General features: G+C 35.3%; 7 protein-coding genes. All 7 read left to right on the top strand.

Translation table 11 applies throughout. From position 1 onward, the window contains the following. The first annotated feature begins 143 nt into the window (after positions 1 to 143). Complete coding sequence (locus tag KQI91_RS10120) at positions 144 to 1,046, top strand: VanZ family protein (protein WP_216392651.1); 903 nt, start codon at positions 144 to 146, stop codon at positions 1,044 to 1,046. A 290-nt stretch (positions 1,047 to 1,336) separates the two neighbouring features. Continuing rightward, a complete protein-coding gene (locus KQI91_RS10115) occupies positions 1,337 to 3,055 on the top strand; it encodes a trypsin-like serine protease (protein ID WP_216392650.1) in 1,719 nt (572 codons plus the stop codon). A gap of 18 nt (positions 3,056 to 3,073) precedes the next feature. Then, positions 3,074 to 12,223 (top strand): hypothetical protein, encoded by a 9,150-nt coding sequence (locus KQI91_RS10110; protein ID WP_216392649.1) that lies wholly within the window; start codon positions 3,074 to 3,076, stop codon positions 12,221 to 12,223. Beyond that, positions 12,216 to 13,346 (top strand): MBL fold metallo-hydrolase, encoded by a 1,131-nt coding sequence (locus KQI91_RS10105; RefSeq protein ID WP_216392648.1) that lies wholly within the window; start codon positions 12,216 to 12,218, stop codon positions 13,344 to 13,346. Before KQI91_RS10110 ends, KQI91_RS10105 begins: the two co-directional genes overlap by 8 nt. Positions 13,347 to 13,393: 47 nt before the next feature. Beyond that, a complete protein-coding gene (locus KQI91_RS10100) occupies positions 13,394 to 16,129 on the top strand; it encodes a hypothetical protein (RefSeq protein WP_216392647.1) in 2,736 nt (911 codons plus the stop codon). After that, positions 16,129 to 18,675 (top strand): hypothetical protein, encoded by a 2,547-nt coding sequence (locus tag KQI91_RS10095; protein WP_216392646.1) that lies wholly within the window; start codon positions 16,129 to 16,131, stop codon positions 18,673 to 18,675. The genes KQI91_RS10100 and KQI91_RS10095 overlap by 1 nt, the downstream gene beginning before the upstream one ends. Before the next feature lie 118 nt (positions 18,676 to 18,793). Further along, positions 18,794 to 20,635 carry a hypothetical protein gene (locus KQI91_RS10090; protein ID WP_216392645.1) on the top strand — a complete coding sequence of 614 codons (1,842 nt, stop codon included), beginning with the start codon at positions 18,794 to 18,796 and terminating at the stop codon, positions 20,633 to 20,635. Positions 20,636 to 20,664 lie beyond the last annotated feature (29 nt).

Below are 20,664 nucleotides of genomic sequence, written 5' to 3'. Positions count from 1 at the left end.
GCCATGGTCACCAGAACTGCCAACACACATACGGAAACCAGTAAAAACAGAAACTCAGAAATAAGCATGCCGTAAAAACGGCATCTAATTTGTAAAGGTACTCGGGTTGCACCGTTTACGATAAAGAGGGAGGTACTACCGGAATGATCTACTTGGATATGAATGGACTTCCGACCGTTAATCTCAGTGGCTTTGTTCAGGAAAAACGCATTCTGGATGAAGAAAACCGTATTGCACAGAAGTTTTACTGTGATATAAATGGTAAAGTTGTTTGTCTGCAAGCGGGACAGGCAGGTGAGGCATATTTTTATGATGAATATAACCGCATTATTCAGGTGACTTTTTTAAATCAGGATGGAGAGCCTGCGGCAATAAAGGATGGCTATGGGATTTTGAAAAAAACTTATTATCGTGACGGAAACGAAAAAACAAACATGTATTTTGATGCATCCGGAAATCCGGTGCCTTTGAATAAAGGCCAATATGGAATTCAACGTGTTGGAGAGATTTCGCTTTATTTAAATAAGAATGGACAGGTTAAGCTGTGTATAGATAACCTTCTCAATGCTTATCCGGTTATGGTGGTTGTAATTGGGATTGTACTGTGCATTCTTTTTTGTATAGTTCCACAAAAGTTGAAAGTGGTTATTTTTCTGTTTTATATGTTGTTCATTTTTTATGAGACACTGATGTTTCGAGAAATCGGCAATATCCGCGCGAACCTGGTTCTTTTTTCATATGCGAATACATTTTTGAGAAGTTGGAAGATCCGGGTAGATGTAATCAATAATGTCTGGCTGTTTATTCCGTTTGGAACAGGACTTTATGCAATTTTTCGGAAGAAAAAGGTGTGGATCACTGCATTGGTGCTGTCAGGAGTGATTGAATCGATACAGTATTTTACTGGATTGGGAATTGCAGAACTGGACGATCTGTTTGGCAATACACTTGGCGGTGTGATTGGTGTAGCCGCTGGAGTTGCGATTTTTTATGTGTTGGGTAAATGGCGAAATATGTCGAAAGAAAGAATGAGTGATTCGGTATAACGAATGATAGAGAGTGTGGAAAGTGTGGTAAAATGATATATGTGGAATTATATTATGATAAGTGATTAAAGGTGAGCTTTATTACCTACATTATTCAATTTATAATGATGATAGTAAAGTTTGGTAGGAGCAGTTACTATAGAATGACTATTCCATTTTTGACAGCAGGAGATAATCAGATCCCGTGCAAGTCATGATTGTAAATATTTTTTTAAAACAAATTGCCAGAATAATCAATCAATAACAATAATCAATAAAATATGAGTGATATATAATCGATAAAGCTTAAAATGAAAGGTGAATTTAAAAATACTGTAAACTCAATGGAAATAGAAAAAAGTAAGAAAATAATTAGAATGCAGACTGTTAAAGTTTGTACAGAACAAGAGACTACTGTGCTAGGAACTGGTTTTTTTGTAAATGAGAGCCTGGTGATTACTGCAGCTCATTGTACTAAAAAGATAGAAAAAGAAGTGGTTGTAGAAGAAGTCGAGAACTTTGCAATTCAGTATGGTCGAAATAATGAATTAACGGTTAAGGGAAAATTTTACAAGCGTTTGGGAATGATTGCATTTATAAAGTTAGATACATTGGTGAAATTAGATGAAATATTACTACCTCTGGGGTATTGTGAAGAGTTAAGTGCTGGTATCTCTGTGTATATTTATGGATATCCGGCGAGAGAGCCTTCTGGATATTCTAAGGAATTTACCATTTCTAATATTTCTTCAGATGAAAAAAGACCTACCTTACATTTTTATGTGAAAAATATGGAAGGGGGGCTTGATACGTATGAACTCTTATCAGGTAGTCCTATAATTTATAAGGAGACTATCATAGGAATTGCTATGAAACAGGATAACGATCACGCCGAAGCCTATATTCTTTCTGCTATGGATTTTTCAAAAATGAAGAAAACTTTTTGGGAGGAAAAGTTACCTTTGAATCAAGTAAGAATCCAACAGAAAGGCTCATTAAATATAGGAGCTTTGAATAAAAAAGCCTGGTGGCTAATGAAAGCAGAGGGAACGAATGAGATAACGATTTCAGACCGTTATTTTATTACATTAGCAACATTATTACTTGGCATACAGGGAAAGGGAGATATTATTCTTGCAAGCTCATGGAAAGATGGACTAAAAGACTGGTTGGAAAGCGAAACATGCCACTATAGGGAGCTGATTCCAAAATGGAAAGGAAGACAGTGGTACAATTTTGGACAGGATATTTCTGATTGGCGAGGTTTAGAAAACAATTCAGGGGTGATAATTTATATAAAAGCTGAGGAATATAGGCAGCTGATGGAATTGGGCATCATGGAAGGGCGAAAAGCTACCAATGAAAATATTTTGGTAATCTGGAATATTTGGTCAGAAAATCCGGAAGCAGCAATTGACCAGGCTGTGGAAATGGGAGAACAGTATTTTTCCCAAAATGAAGTTGAGGTTCTTACTATTTTTTCTTCATGGAAAAATAATAATCATCCATTTAGAGTGCGTGAAACTGCAAATATGTGGGTCAGGAGCGAAGCGTGGAAAGAAAAAGAAGCAAATTCTTTTTTATCAAAATTAGATGAGGAAGAAGTTGATGTTTTAGCAGAATGTTTTTTACAGAACTTTCCCCAAAGGTCTGACCTAAAAAATGGATGGAATACTATATATGAAAGATGCTCAGACTCAGTTGTTACTTTAAATGGATTAGAGCATAGAGAAGATCAGTTTGGGGAACTGGACGGTATTGAACCTGTGGCTGTAAAATGTTGGTTTTCAGGAATAAAAGCAGAAGATTGCCATCGAATTCTTAATTTTTTGAAGAAAGAGGAAAATGAGGTTTTGTATTGGGTAATCGTTATATCTAACCCATATTGTGTAAAAGATGTGTTAGAAGAAAGCTGCTGTTTGGAAACACAAAAACTAGTTGAGCTTATATTGAATAGAAATAAAGAGGATTATTCAGATTATCAGCAGTACGAAGTGGCTGAGGATATACGATATAAAATAAGACCATAATACAAAGGAGGAGACGGGATGTTTTTTTCAGACTGGTATTTTTGTAACACTTTGAAGATGTCATTAGCAGATGCAAATAATTATTTAGAGTGCTTATTTACGCTGGAAAAAGCGAGAGGACCTTTAAATGAAAAAATTAAGGCATTAGATTGGCTGGAAAAGCAGGAAGAATCATTACTGCATGCCTATGCCATCCCCCAATTGATTAGGGGAATATTGCGGAAAAATGCATCCCAGGAATATGATGAGCGGCAATGGATGATTTATCTGCAAAAAAGCAAAAAGATAATAATAAATATATTGGAAAATTCAGAGAAGGCAGTAACAATAGGAGGTTGCCTGAATTTATTGCAAAACATAGAAGAGATAGAATTGAAAGATTTAGTAGACCAGGTAATAGCACTTCCATATGTTGAGGCAGAGCATATATATGAGTTTGATTATCTGGAATCCGATGAATGTGCTTATGTGATTGTTTTATTATCCATTTTATATGAAGCTGCAAGGCAAGATATCCAAATGGTTTCTATGTGTATTGGAGAAAGTAATACCAGATTGTTCAATATGGCTATGGAAAAGAAACTGGGATTTCTTCCCTGGAAACTGACAATGTTGTTGAAATGTTTATGCGGAACGACATTTCGGGAAGCAGAAGAATTATTTCCTGACAAATGGATTGCTTTTCCAGAGTGTCTTGAGTTGGCAGCGCTTTTTATCTTGGAGAGGGAAAAGAAACTTGAAAAATCACCAGAAGAGATTATAAATGTTTTGATAAGGGAGTCTTGTCAGCTTGATTTCTTGGAAAAGAGAGACAAACAGCTGCCAAAAGATATATTATGGATTAATGAACAGGATGATCGTTATAAAAAAATAAAAATTTGTAGTGTACTTTGGCAAAATATATTGTGGAATACAGCTTTTGAGTATAATGCAGAAGTTTTTATAAAAAAATTTAAGGAATATTGGAATGCACCATTATATACAAAGGTGAAAAAAGAAAGAAGAAACAAAAGATGGCGTGAATTTTTAATTCCATATAGTGCAAAAGTCGATGATCTGGAAGAATGTTACAGTTACTTTTTCTGTACACCATGGCAGAAAAGAACGAACCCCAAAACCACGAGTATTGGGAATAGGAAAATGTTTCAGAAATTTCCAGATATGTTCCATAATGAGTCTGCATTTAAGTTATTTGCAGCTGTAATTTTGATGCGAAAAATGATGGAATCGATGCAGGAGTTTCCGATTGAGTATTGCCGTATTCTTTTGAATATGGGGGATGTATTTCAGTGCGAAGATGTCAGAAAAGAATTGTACGGAAAGAAAAATGCATGGAAAAATCCAATTAAAATACTGGGATATTTTGCATCACAAAGCATTGGTATGATCGGAAGAGGGGAACTAAATGAATTAGTGCCTAGCAGGATGATTGAGCTGATTTCAAAAGGCAGAAAGAAAGCAACAAAAAATCCCCAGTTAAATATGCAATATGATTTTATCGGAGTTCAGGTGTGTGCACATTGGGCTGTTGAAAGTTTAAGAGCCTCGGTGCTTAAAGCAAATGAGGGAATAGAGAGTCCGTGGTTTGTTGGAGATGAATCTTGCGCAAAACGGCTTTGTAAATGGTTTTTCGAGGATGGAATTAATCAGGAAAAGTATGATTACCGGGAGCCAGTTGTATTATTTTTTCAGGCGTTTACAGATGAATACAAAAGAATTCTAGATACTCTTAGTGTAAGACAGTGGATGGAAAAATATGATGAAAGTCTGGAAACTATTACTTTTTGTGATGTGATGTTCTCAAGGGAGCTGACGGAAGACCAATGGGATGAGATCGGTATGCTTACACGGGAGAGGTTTTCCAAAGATGTGTGGCTGGTTGTGCTCACAATGAGGTTTCAGACTGGCTTAAGGAACAGAAAAATAGGTGAACATGAAGAATGGTATAAGGAGTGGAGAGATCAGCTTGCTGCTTATGTATCGGATGAGGATGCGGAAGGAGTATTGTTCTATTATTTATGTGAAGTTTTGAAACTGGATTTCCCGGATGACAGTACAGCAGGAATATATTTTGAAACGGTAAAGATGGTTATTGGAACAATCCATGGCTTTACAAATGATAAAACAATTTTTTACCAGTATTATATGATTCTGGCTTTAAAAGATGCATGGAAAAGATATGGCACTGTGACTGGAAAAAATATTGTATGGGAGAATATAAAGGAACTCTATGCAAAAAGGGATTCGGAAAAAGAAAAGAAACTGTTGGAATATTTTCTTGTACTGCTTTACTCAGAAGAGAAAAATGAAGCAGTAAATCGTGTACTTGGAAATATTGCAAGTATGTTAAAGAAATATTGTGAAGATGAATGCGCGCCGGAGAAACATTATAGTTTTTCAAAATTTTCCAAACCAGAAGAGTGGAATTCTTTAACTGATTTTGGACTTCAAAAAAATCAGGGACAGTGGAATGTAATAAGACCAATGCTGGATGAAAGTCATGCTTTTGGGAAGAATACCAAAAATCTTTTCAAAGTAATAGATGACTCTGCTGGAAATTGGTATGTAGGCATTGTAACAAATGACATTAAGCGCGTGAATCGTAACGGCCATAGTATTGCAGAAAAAGAATACTATATTGGATATGGGCCTGAAAAAGGATTCTGTAAATCAAATGCATTTTTCAATAAAGGAGAGCTTGTTGGTATTCAGAGGGATTTAAAAGGGGGAATTAAAAGAATCAGTAAGCTGTCATGGAAGGATGATGCCAGACCACTAAATGTAGAGGTGATAAAAATTTCTGCTTCCATATTGACACTCTCGCTTCCAAATAGAGAAAAATTCAGTATAGATGATAGCCGCACGAAAGAAAAATTTCATCAGATTTTGAGTTTATGGCAACCAGATGTATCATGTCTGCTAAGGGAGCAGGGTGGAGATGAAAGAACAGAGAGAATTATGAGAGAAGCAGTTTTTCTCAGTGAAAAAGGCTTTTATGTTCCTATAGAGCGTGATTTTTCTCGTTTCATAATCGAATGCTTTTATACACAGGCAGAAGAATGTGAAAAAGCACTGTCAATGGTATTTATTCAGGAAGTTGTAAGAAATGGAAAAAGAGGGTTCTTATTTAGCAAAGAGCTTGGTGTGAATTATCTTTTGTGGGAAGAAGACTGGGATTTAGATAGTTTGAAAAAGTTGGATGAAAAACTGGAAGAAGAAAATTATTTGCAGGGATTAATTATAAATATATATGGAAAGGTCGAAAATGATAAAATTGTTTTGGCTTTGAAAGATGAGGACGCATTTGATAGCAGAAACTGGGAATGGGCAAAACTATTTTCTGAGGAAGATTTTTTTCTTGCAAAAAGGAGTGAGGGAACAACAAAAGAGGAATGGTATATAGATGTTAATGTAAAAGGTATGCCTGAAAGAGTAAAGGTAGAATTTGGGGGATTTTACAAAAAAATAGGAAAAAATGCATATAATGTGCAGTTAGGTACTGATGGATGGAGTCTTGCACAGCAGCGCTTGGGAACAGTAAGAGTTGAGCAGATTCAGCCAAGATATATTAATAAAAGTCTGTACACCCTGGATGGCTTTAATAAATTGTATCACATAAAGGAGGGAGACATTTTATATCTGGAAAATAATCAGATTCGGAAACAAAGGTATGGATATTATACGTTGTTTACTGATTGTGGGCTGAGAGTGGACTGTGCATCAGAGTCGTTATCTATGGAAGCTGCAAACAATCTGGCGGTAGAAATGATATCGAAACGCTTATGTGTGGTAGAATGTGTGGAATTAAAACCGATTGATCAGGAAGCTGAATATGAGGGAATAGATATTCCTGCATTAAGCCAGTATGAAGGTGATCTTGATGGAATTGTATCTCTGTTTTCAGATAAAGTAAATACTTCAGATGTGGATGTAAGTAAACTTGAATTGGCATTATGGCTGAAAACTGGAAATGAAATAAAAGAGATCAAGGCTCCAGTGTCTGCGTTTGCGAGCAGACCAAAATCACTAGGAACACCGGTAACCGCAAGCAGACAGAAGGATGGAAAATGGATATTTAAAAGCGTTTTCAGAAAAATACAGGTCAGGGCGCTCTGGCAGATTGAAGATCATAGAGCTGATAAAAGGGCAGAGGTTCAGGGAATTTATGTAAGTAGGAATATGAATGTCCCGGGATATGGACCGTGTATGGTTACACAGGACAGGGAGCGTCCATTTTTATATGTATGGAATACGGATAGGGTACAGAAATATGAAGAAAATTCAATTTGCGGAGTCAGAACAGGAAAAGGCTTTGTTACCAATGTACGAAAAAGAAATTATTCATGGGAAGTATTTCCGTATGCGAAGCATAAGAATCTTGTAAGACTGTCTTTGGACGGAAAAGAGTATTATGGAGATTGCCGCTGGGGAGAGTTCGATGACGTAGAGAAGGGAAAAAACTGGGCAGTATATGCGGATGTCTACTTATTCACTACAGAAGGAAATACGAAATTTTATGACATGCGCCGCGGATTTTACAGCCGTAGTATCAGTTTGGAAAAGAATAAAAAGGAGTACTTGGAGAAGGCGAATGCGCTGATAAGTGAAACATATCAAGAGTGGATAAATGGAGGCGATTATCATGTAATCGGAACTGAGGTTAATGAAAATGGGAAGCGAAAACTTCGGCTCCATGGCTTGAAGGTTCCATGCGATATAGAAAAAGGAACGCTCAGGGATAGATGGACGGATAAAGTTTCTTTTGTTAAAGAGGATAGACCATGGATACTTGGAAGATACTATTCCAAAAATCGTGTTCGGGCACTGCTTTTGCAGAAAAATGGTGAGTGGATTGCTTCCTGTCATGAAGCCACACCATTTTATGTAGACGATAAACTGGCAGGAGAGTTTAACATTATAAGTGGTGATAAAATTCATACAAATCTGTATTATGCTGGATTGGATGAACAAAATCGCTTAAGATTTGAATGGGGATATGGATACTGTCTTCTGGTGGAAGAAGACGATATTTTAGATATAGATGGAAATAAAATTAATACTATATTGTTCTATGGGGACAAAATAAAATATTTCTCTATGATAAAAGGCGAGGGCAGGCATGGTTGGAGAATCCAGATAGAATATAGTGCTATTGAACGCCAGGTTGAAAGCAGGATTTGGGATGACAGTTTTGGTGAAAATGGAGGAGTTATTCAGTTACTGGAAATTCGACGGGATTTGGAACTGAGAAAAATTTCCATAGAAAGAGTTTCAGTAACAGAAACTGATTTTCAATCAGGAACAGGATGGGAATTTTATAAAACCAGTAGCGCGTTTCTTGAGGAAGAGAGCATTCAGACGTTGTTGGAAGAAGAGGGCTATGAGGAAAATACCAAGCTTATTTTTGCACTGTTAAAAGATACTGGTGAAAGGAATCGTGTTACAAGTCTGATTTTTACATATTTACCTCTAAATGGAAAGAATGGTGGAATAACATTCTTAGAAGGTAAAACAGTTTGTATGGCTGCAGGAGAAATCAAAGTTGCTGGATCAGATAATGGGGTACAGAAAAATAAGCTAAATAATGATTATATGATTTCTCTTTTCCTGCCAAATGAGTTACCGGATGAAAAAGAAAATCCTCAAATGCAGGTAAATGTTTTAAGAAGACAATTTTCTGTGGACGAAAGTAAATTAAGGATTCTATATCGTGAAAATAAGCGCAAGTATTATGGATGTAAAATGCTTGTACGTCTTAAAAAATTAAATGAAGCAAATGCGAGTATGAGTGTGTGGGATGGAAATGTTATCTCTACTCCAAAACGAGCTGTGGAAAGTCTGAAAAAATGGGTATCAAACAGTCAGGAAGAGTGTCTGGTTACATTAGGGAATGAGAATAAACAGATAATAGCAGAAGTTGCACCGGGAATTCTCATTCGTTTGGCAAATGACGTGGTTGGAGGCAATTTTAGTCAGGGAACTTTAGCCTATTTATGGATGGAAGACGAGAATCTGAAAGGAAAGGTGATTCTTCCTGGTGATGGAAGATATTTATCTGAAAAAGGACGTCCGGCAGAACTTTTGATTATGGATGGTGCTGCAAAAGCATATAGGCAGCTTTGTAGCATAGAGAGAAATTCTGCTGATTTGCAAAGTGGAGAATGGGAGGAACTAAATAAAAGATTAGATAAAAATCAATTCACAGTTGCTGGATTACCTCAGATTTTGATATCCGACAGAGCATTGTTTGAAAAGAAAATTTTAGAACCGATTCCGAGAGTAGAGTATCTGGTAAAAGAAGAAAAAAATGAAAATACAGAGATACATAGAAAAGACAATTGGAAATTTTCTTCGGCAAGACTAGGTCTGAAAGATGGAGAGAAGCCAGAACTGCGTTATTTTAATCAAAGTGAAAAAATAGAAAATGTGGGTTGGGAGCGGATTTCTTTCTGGGATGGAAAAATTTCAGAACTTGTTAAGCGCGTGAAAAAAGGGCGCTGGTATTACCATGACAGAAAAACGGCTTTTTATAATGAAACTAGAAATTATCTGGAAGCATGGCCATTGCCAGATGGGAAAAAATATGATGAAATCGTTCTTTTCCCAGATAAACGAGGAAAACTGCGATATCAGAGGGAGGAATTCCTGAAGTATGGTTTTCCTGTAAGATCCATTATTGAAAATGGCTTTCCTGAAGAAAATGGGGAATATCCAATTGCAGGTATAACAGAAAATACTGTCTGGATCGAAGTCTTTCCTGGAAAATTAATAGAAATTCCTGTTGTATATCTCTTTGCAGGTGAGAAAAAGGTTCTTTTGTCTGGTTTATGGACAGATATGCTGTCGCCTGGTGATAGATTACAGTTATGTCAAGATGAAGGCTTTTCTGGAAATCAGAAAAAATTAATCCTGAAAGACATAAAATTTGGCGGCAGAGCTGGAATGGGCGTTAAGGAGACTTTTCTGCCTGTAAAGAGCATAGATGGTGATGGAGTTGTATTAGGGGATGATTTGTGGCCAGTTGTTCTGCCGATAAAAGTAAAAGAGGATTTAAGAGACTCGGAGTTATCCTGTATTACTGCTGATAATGGCGTATTCTTTCTGAAAGAAGGAAAGGAAATCCGAAGTGGTAACGTATTATTTGTCAATTTTGCTAATAAGTTTATGACTGCTCCAGGATGGAATTCAGTGCGAATCAAGCCTGCACATAAAGAACTGTGGAAGAATGCAGAATGGTTGTGCGAGGATTTGTTTGACAGTGTAAATAAGAAATGGATGCAGAAAAGCAGTTTGACGTTGCCAATGACAGTAAATAATGTACGTGTACAAAAAGGTATGTTGGAGGCGTGGGTATATTATCAGCAGCCGAATATGGATGAATTGCCATGTGGAACCAAAGTTTGTTGTATATGTGTTGGCGTGAGAAATGCGAGAAACTCTTTACAAGAAATTGTAGTACGAGCAGGAAAAGCGATTTTCAGAATACCGGCACAGAATATTTTGCCTGGAATTGAAGGCGAAAAAACATCAGTAGTCGTAAACAAGCTGAAAGAAGAAAAAATAAGTTTCTGGATTCACAAAGAAGAGGATGGCTGGCATAGTGGTCTGCAAGAGGTTCTGGAAAAAGACAGAGTGGAGGTTCAGATGTTGTTTTGCATAAAAGCAGCAGATGGTATTTTATGCAGGACAAAGGATAATCTGGCTTTACGCTGGCTTCCAGCTTCCAAGGCATCAAGGGCAAAACTTGTTTCTTTGGAAGCTCTTTGGGAAGGGTTATCCAGACGCAAAAACAGATTTGCTAAATGTCTCAGCAGCGGTTTTCTATCTTTGACTGGAACATGGCAAAATGAACAAAAGTACGCTGTTTTGAAAACAGACGGAACAAGATATCGTGCAATTCCTGTTGCAATGGTGGAAACTGATGAAACTGGAAGATATTGTTATTTAGCTGAATTATATCCAAAAGGTGACTTGATTTATTTATATTCAGAAATAGAGTATGACTGTAAAAGGGAAATAGTACTTCCAATTGAAATCAGTAAAAAACAGGCGGATTGTGTTATTGCTTTTTCATATGGAGAGAGAAGAATGTCTCTGCACCTTACACCTTGGGTATACCATGCTATAGGAAATATTTCGCTCGAAGATGACATGGGCAGATTTCGAAAATTAAATCTGTTCAGGTTTAAAAAGGAAGTTCCACTATGTTTTGAGCGTTATCGCTGTATGAAAGATCAGGCGGAAAAAGATGCAGATGAAGGAATATTGAATTATGAGTTATTACGGGATTCAAATCGTACTTCAGAACAATTGGTATATTTATACAGTATTTCATCCAAGAAAATACATAGCGAGTTAAATTTTTCTGAACTGTATGAATTTATTCGGCTTACTTTAGGCGCATGGCTTGAAAATGAAGGAAAATTCCTTGCGTCTGGTTTTAAAGCAGAAGAAAAGAATTGTGTAAAACAAATGGATGTAGTTACAGTTATTTCTGCAATTTTACTGTTGGATGTGATTGAGGGAAAAGCTGGAAATGATGTTTTAGGAAATATAGCAAAACCACTTTCTGTTCATCTGACAAGAATGCTTGGGATTGGGTGTGGAAGTTCTATCTACCAGGAAATTCTGTTAAAAGAGTGGTTGCTATCGTCTAAAGAAAAAGACGGCCTTTGGCTTCGGTTAAATCAGCTGTCGATGCGTGGAGAAAACAATCTTGGAGAAGAGAATGAGGCATTTAGTGGTCAGTTGTCACCCCAGCAGATAGAAAATCTTAAGATTACGTGCAAAGGTCTTAAAATGCATACAGCTTGTAACAGAGACCTGCAAGTGGTTGTAGAATGTATTCTTTTGAGTTGTGGATGTTGGGATGATTGTGAAAAATTTCATGTACAGATCCTTGGAAAAAGTCATATAATGAAAGCTCTTTCTATAATGGGACGTATTTTAACTCCAGGAGCAGGAAGCCATACAGCCAAGGATAAGTTGGAAAAATCGGAGACTAGAATTTTGATAAATATATGGAATCAGCTGTTAAGTGAAAACAGTCTCCCGCTTTCTTTAGTAACGGATACAGAAATTCCCGTTCGGGAAACAGTAAGAAGGTTTGGAATTGAGTACTGTGAAGATTTTTGCAAAATTGTACAGCGAAGAGGGGAAGATGAGTGAAGTAGAGATTGAACTGTTTCCGGCAAAAGCAGGAGATTGTGTATTAATTACCTTTCAAGAGATTGATTATCGGATCCTTATAGATGGAGGATTTAAAGACACATTTGAGAATTCCTTAGCTTCCAGCTTGAAAAAGCTGGGAGCCCAAGGGAAAAAAATTGATTTACTGGTAGTAACACATATTGATAATGACCATATTATGGGAATTATTGCATTGCTTCAGGCTTTAGAGAGAGGAAACCTTCAGATTGAAATAGGCGAAATCTGGTATAACGGTTACGAACATTTATTTACAGGGCAGAAAAAGCAGATTTCACGTAATGATGAGGAAAGTGTATTTAATGAAGTCTGTAAATTAAATGTAGTTTGTGAAACTAATGTTAGAGGAATGGACATTGGATATTCTCAAGGGCAAACATTAACAGAATTGCTGGAGAAGAGATGGAAACAAAAATGGAATTGCCATTATGGGGGAAATGCGGTGCACAGTAGTGCAGATGCAGTTTTGCTATCTGACCCATATTTGTCGGCACGTGTATTGAATCCAGGAAAATGTGAATTGGAAAATTTGGAAAAGAAGTGGAATCAGTTTTTAGATATAAAATATCTACCGGAAGAAAAAGGAGATTCGCTGCGTTATGGAACAGCCTTTGAGCGTTTTTGCAGTAGCGAAAAAGCAAAGAGATTCGCTTCTGGAACGAATGATCCTAGTGTCACGAATAAATCTTCAATTGCGTTATACTTAGAATATACCAGTAAAAAAAGCAAAAAATATCGTTTATTGTTTTTGGGAGATGCGGTAGCCGAGCAGTGTCTTGAAAGAATTCCGCAATGGGATAGGATTAAATTTGATTGCGTGAAATTGCCACATCATGGATCTGATAAAAACATAACTACAGAAACAATAAAGGCATTAAATGTGGACAATGTTTTGTTTTCAACGGATGGGCAAAAACACGATCATCCAAACTTGGATGTACTTTTGGAATTTGCCAGGTCAGAGAAATGTAAGAGAATGATATTTAACTATGATTGTAATAAAAAATTAGAACACTTAAGAAAAGAATATTCGGAAAAGGAGGTGAGAGTAGGGGAAAATGGATATTATAAATTAGAATTATAAAGATAAAATTTTTATGAATATACTAAATAAGAAGGAGAAGATACAGTATGGAAAAAGTATTAACTGTAATTAAAGGACAGGAATTCAAATTAAGTCTTAAAGATAAGATTGAAGAAAAAGACATTTTTTATAATCAATATCTGGAAGCTGCTGCCATGCTAGATGATATTGTAGCAAATAATGAGAAGGAGAACCTGGCAGATTGGATGAAGGCAGAGACTGAGAATAATATTATCGCTTTTTGTGGAGAAAGAGGAGAAGGTAAAAGCAGCGCAATGTTTACTTTTATTAAAGCAGTATATGATAAAGAAGTATACGAGGGGAAGGGGCGAAAAAATGTTGCTATATTTGAGCAGTGCGAGAGTGTGAAAAATACTATTTTCTCAGAACCTATTGTTATTGATCCCTCAGCTTTTGATAATGTACATAATGTCTTAGATATTATTATTGCTTCACTTTACCGTAAATTTTATGATAAGTATGATGCCTTTCCGGAACAATTTGATAAGTATAAGAGAGAACAATTATTACAGGAATTCCAAAAAGTATATAAGGATATTTCTCTTCTCAATGATCCTGTAAAAATGTTAGAAGAGGAATATGATTATGAGGGAAGTATAGAAAAAATATCGAAAATGGGAGAAAGCCTGCGGTTAAGACGGGATTTGAGTAAATTAGTAAAGCTATATTTGGATTATATGCTAAAAGACGAAACACATACAGGATACACTTCCAAAAAACTTCTCATTGCGATCGATGATTTAGACATGTGCAATGCTAATGCATATAAAATGGCTGAACAGATACGAAAGTACTTGATTATTCCGGATATTGTTATTGTAATGGCACTTAAAGTGGAACAATTGCAGCTTTGTGTGCAGGAAGAGAACTTCAAAAATTATAGTAATGTTTTGAAAAATCAAGGAAAGATTGCAGGCACAAGTATTGATGTTAAAGATATGGCTGAGCGTTATATTGCAAAATTGATTCCAAAGTCGAGAAGGATTTATCTGCCAAATGTAAGATATATAGAAAATGCGAAAATTAGCTACCAGAAGAAAAATGAGGAAATTATTTATGAGGATAAGATGACGAATTCATTGAATGCCTCTTTATTGGATTTGATATATATGAAAACCGGAATGCGATTTTTATTGAATGAAGAAAAAATGAACTGGTTGCAACCAGATAATTTACGAGACACTGTGAATTTGATTATTCTTCTTGGAGATATGAAAGTTCCGGAAAACGATAGTGAATTTCTGGAAAATATTGAGAAATTTACGGAGTACTATGAAAAAGAATGGATTCCACAGAATTGTCAGTTGGAGAATTATAAAGAAGTGCAGAATTCGATTAGGTTGCCATATTTACAGTTAAACTCAGAGGTTTGGTATTGGTTGGATAAACATTATAAAAAAACTGATAAAAAAAATGAGCTTCCATCAGCAACTTTTCAGATGGAAACAGGAAACTGTTTTTTCTGGATATTGAATTGGTTTAATACATATAAGAATAGCATGTTTGACAAAAAAGCAGACAAATTTGTTTATATGTTCGAAATATTGTATACAATTAGACTAAATAAGTTGCAAAGAAGCAAAAGCAATGAAGCCTTTGGGAAATTCATAGGTGGTTACATATGGGGACCTTCATTTGATGATATGCTTCCAGCTGATGAAAATCAAAGTGTAAGATCCAGATTCGCCTTTTCAACAATTAGTGTATATAATATTATTTCAAGAAAAATAGGAAATGCATTTAATATAAATAATGAACTGTTAGATTCTAACAAAGATTATATATCAAAATTAACTGAAAATTATAAGGAGAAAGAATATAAGATTATTAATTGGATGTTACTGGGACTTTTCTCTAATATTTGTGTATGGGTTCCGGCAAATGGAGAAAATCCACCAATGCCTAGATATATATACAACACATGTATAATTTTTTCAAATTATAGATTAAATAATACAGTACAAATATGTTTGGAAAATTATATTGTTGGGATTTGTAGCCTGGAAAGCTTATACAAAAAGTTAAATATAGAGATATTAGGAGTTAGTAAAGTGGAATTTCAAAAAGTTGCTGATAAGATTGAGAATGATAATTTTAACAAAATTCAAGCTTTTAGAACAATTTTTTCTAATATAGATTTAATAATGAGATTCCACGAATACTGTTGGAAAAACAGACAGTCTAAAGAAGGTGGTAGCAAAGATGAGCGTGGGAAGACAAGAGCCGTTGTGGATCAATTTTTTAGAAATATAGAACGCTTTTACAGAGAATATATTAATGAGGATTTTAGAGAGAAACTTAATAATTTAGTATTGAGAGATTCAGATGGAGAAGAGGTTGTAATTAGTATTAGCGAACTATATGCAGAATTATTACAACGAAGTATAGAAGAATCTATATCATATGAGGAAAATCAAAAACAAAATAAAGTAAAAAAGATGATGGATTCTTTGAAGTTTGAAATTCTTCCGAATGAGCCACTACAAAGTGTATCAACTTATTTGATAAATAAATCTTCTGATAATGTTATGAAAAATGTTAGAAATATGCTTCATAATATGAAATGTTATCAGTTAAAACATGAAGATGAAAAAATTGAGGAGCATGCTGATTTTATAAAGACACGCAATTATTTGCTTGATTATTATCGAAGAGTTGCGGAATACGAAGTAGAAAATCCTAAATTAGATATAACAAAAGAACTGAATGAGGAATATAAAAATATAGCGAAACTTTATAGCAAATACAACGAGGGTAAATAATGGATATAGAACGTGGAAATATAGAAATTGCATTTCAGAAAATTCCATATATGTATGTGGTAAAAAGTCAGAATGAACTGGTTGATTACTGCTCCTATAGTAAGATTGCCCAAGACATTTACATGCGATATTCGGCTGACGTGTTTTCGTGTGCAACAGATGATGAGCGTAAAAATAATTATTTGTTTATGTGTAATCAAATGAAAACAGAGACTGATAGTTGGAAAAATAATCTGAATAATAATATAGGAGTATTTCAGTTGGTGTTTTCTCTGGCGAATCAGATGCTGCATTTGGATGGAAAGGAGATAAAATGTAAATTTGATCAATTGTTGCGTTGGCGAGAAATTTCATTGCTGATTGGCCAGGATTTTTTTACCTGTGCATACCTAGCGTATGATGACTGGAAAAAAGGATATAATACCCAGTACTTTGCTTGGCTTCCAATTATTAGAAGTGATAATGTCAGATTACATAATATTTTGAATCAGGGAGTGGCGGAAAATCATTTTCATCTTAATGGTTCCACAAAAATTTTTGAATTAAACTGGTTATGCTTGATGAATCATATTTCAGGAAGAAACACTGAGTTTAAGAAAATAACAAAAACTATGCAGATACAGCGTAATGACAGTTTTGATAAAAGAGGTGAAAAAGAGGATTTTTATACGGAGTGTCTGAGAGCTGCTTTGTACAGAGTATATTTATTTTTCTTGCTGAAAGAAAATACATATATGTTTGAAAATGCAGAAGTATTGGTGAAAAAAGTTGAAAAAGGAATATCATTACGGGAAATAACAAGTGATATTCAAAATCTGATTGTTATGGCTGGGAATCTTTATGGAGCTGAAATTAATGGGGTGGTTTTAGATTATGCGTTGGAAAATGAAATGATGAAGTACAACGAAGATGTGTGTCGGTTATTGGCTGGAGAGCGTAAGTTTTTATATTGCTGTTATAGAAGTGTTTTAACAGGACATTTTGATAGATATCAAAAAAATGTATTTTATGCTTATTTAATTATGCGAACAGATTTCAGGGGGGAATTGATTCAGAACAATAAAAAAATTGGATTTGCCAATTTTTCAGATTATCAGGATCGAAAAGAGTATTTTATTGAAGGGCATAAGCCATATGAGGATGAATTAGTGCGTTTGGCATTGAATGAATCTTTGTCAAAGAAAAATGTGCTTTCATTAGAAGCAAGAATTTGTCCGAAAAATACTTCTGCAAAATTGATTAAAAGTTTGAAAAAATATGAGCACATTGTAAAATCAGAACCTGTAAATGATGGATATGGCAAGTTGATATATGTTTTACATTTTCCGAAATTGTTTGATGAATCATTTAAGGATGGAGTGCCGCGAAATAATAACGTACGCAAAATGGCAGCGCGCCAGGCAAGAAGTATAGTGGCGATGTTAGACAAAAATGGAGAGATTAATCGACATATTAAAGGGATTGATGCATGCTCCAGTGAAATTGCGTGTCGCCCAGAAGTATTTGGACAGGTATATCGTTATTTAACTGCGAAAAGAGTGAAGACTGAAAATGGCTCTTGCTTTCATAATTGTGATGATGTACAAAACCTTCAAATGACATATCATGTTGGTGAGGATTTCTTTGATATTCCGGATGGTTTACGGGCAATTGATGAAGTATTGCTGTTTTGTAATTTTCGGAGGGGCAGCAGGTTGGGACATGCTTTAGCTCTTGGAATCTCTCCTGAAAAATATTATGAAATGAAGGGATATAAGGTTGTTCTTTCAAAACAAATTCTTTTGGATGATATTGTCTGGTTGTATTGTAAGTCTGGCGAATTAGGCTGTTCATTAGAAGAAAAGTTAAAAACGAAAATGATTGAAAAGTATACATCATTGTATAAAGAAATTTATGAGAACAATATTAGAAATGGTACCTGTCCATCAATACATGAATATTATCAAAGCTGGAAGTTAAGAGGAGACAATCCTCAGAGCTATAGATTAGAAGAAAAAGAATTTAATACAGCTTTGAGCAAAACGGAATTGGTCTATTTCGATAGATTTCGTTTTAACCCACGTGTAGATAATGATCTTCGAAGAAATAAGCGGTATAGGGATTTGTATTATTATTATCATTTTAATAAAAAGGTTCGGGAAAAAGGAGATGAAATAACTGAATTTAAAATAACGAAGGAATATATTAAATTAGTCCGTGCTGTGCAGGATAAAATGATTTCAGAACTTGCTTGTCAGGGAATTGGCATTGAAACAAATCCATCTTCAAATTACTTAATTGGCACAATAAAGAAGTATGAAGAACATCCGATTTTAAGATTTAATTCTAGAAAGTTGAAAGAAACAAACCCAGGTGAAAATATCTGCGTTTCAATAAACACAGATGATCAAGGGGTATTTGATACATTGTTGGAAAACGAATATGCTTTGATGACTTTGGCACTAAAGAAGGCAACAGATGATGATATGAATTCTTTATATGATATTGAGGATATTTATGAATGGATTGATTATGTGAGAAAAATGGGGATTAATCAAGTTTTTTGATGATAAAGAATCAAAGTAAAAAACATGCAGGTGTTGATCCTATTATTAAAATTGGTATTGCATTTCGAGGGAAGAATGCGATAGTCAAACGTGGGTAGAAATAAATCAGGTGAAGAAAATGAGTAACGGAATTACCGAAGAGATGCAGACCGCACTTCGTCATTGTGGACGTATAAAACGTGCGGACTTAAGGTTGAGAATGGAGTATTATGGTCTGGAGACCAGAATATATTTACTGGAATCAGGACAGTACAGTATACAGCTTCTGAATTACAAAGAATTGTACAAAGAAATAAAACAAAATTTTGACAGCAATATTCGTAATGTGGGTGACTGGGTAGAAGTGGTGAGTGAGAAACCTGAGAATAGTATCAGAGAAATTTCCCCATTAGCGAATGTTACAGATAATGAGGGATTTTTTCTTACGCTTAGGATGCTGGAAAGTTTGCTCATAAGCCGTTTTACAGATACTGATTTTCGGAAGGTAGAAGTGCACCATGAAGATGGCATAAGACTGGAAATATGTCTGGGAAAACAGATACCACCGGAAAAGGAAACGGAGATAAAAGATTTTGTGCTGAATATGCAGATTGGTTTTTCGGATGTGGAAATATATGTAGATCAGAGTCCGCAGGATCCTTTATATGTGAATGAGGTCAATCTGGCATGTACAGATAGCCACTACAAATTTTCTGTGGAAGATTCTGAATTCTGGTTTGATAATGTAAATAAAATATATTCTGGTGATATGACCAGAGAATCTCTGCGTTTTTTTGATTCGGACCAGACAAAATGCTATATGGATTTTGGAGTATGGCAAAATAAAAATATTAATATTCGAAGTGCGGTATTGCTGTACGACAAAGTTTACATAGCCTTTCCGCTGGATATGAATTTTGACAAATTTCTTGAACAGCAGCATTTAACGATACAGGATTTATATGAATTGGTAGAACAGAAAAAGCTGGTGCTTTTGCTGCCAAACACAGAGAATAGATATAACAGGAAAATTCTGGAAGATTTATATGGTATAGATTCGAATTGTGTTGTTTCAAAAAGAGGAATAAATGCCCTGCTGGCGATGTATTATTGCGAACTTGAAAAACAATACATGGAAATCTGGAAAGGAAAAGAAGAGTTTCTGCAGGGACTCTGTAAAATGAGCATAAAAACTCAAAATCCACAGATAAAGATGTTTTCAGATATGCTTTTATGGCCGATAAGAACCAAAACAGAGAGTTTTGAAATGCTGACAAGTTATGGTCCGTTTGCATTGTCTAGTATAGGGGCAAATAAGCTGGTACGTCTTCCGGAGAGGGACCGCAAAAATATAGAGTTTGAACTGACAGTGAATGCTCCGTCCATACACATTGCCACTGCACTCCAGGCTACCTATTTCCCGTTTTATGTAGAGAATGAAAGTGGCAGCTACTCAGATACAGGAGTTGCAACAATACTTGGCAATATCCTGAATATGTACAATTACCTGGGAAAAGGTCAATTGGAAAATATGGAGGAATACAGTAAGAAAGTTGACGAAGAGAAACAGAGTATCTATTTGCTGAAACCAGAAAATTCTGTAGATATGAAGCATATTCTGGCATATGAGAAAAAATATCATACTTCGCATACGCTGAAAAGAATATTGGAAGATCTGACTTCTCTTGATCCGGCAAAGCGCACAGAAAAGGTAAAAGAATACAATAATGCAATTGCAGAGGCAGGATTGGAAAAGATGGATGCGGGTACTGCCTGGAATTATATTCTTTCAGCAGGCGGTTTCATTCCGGGTATTGGAACTGGAGTTTCTGTCGTGGGCCTCTTATACCAGATAGCACAGGATATGGGAATCGGTGAAAAATATATTATAAAAAAACTGGAACAAGGTACTGCATCAGAAAAGGATAAGATATATTTGCTGGACAAGTTAAACCGAGTGGCACGAATTAGAAGTTTTTAAAAAATTATAATACGAACAAGGACAGAATC

Origin of the sequence: Blautia sp. MSJ-19, assembly GCF_018918125.1 — a bacterium.
Taxonomy (GTDB): Bacteria; Bacillota; Clostridia; order Lachnospirales; family Lachnospiraceae; genus Blautia_A.
Note: the sequence above shows the minus strand (reverse complement) of the source record. Positions and strands in the feature narration are given on the sequence as shown.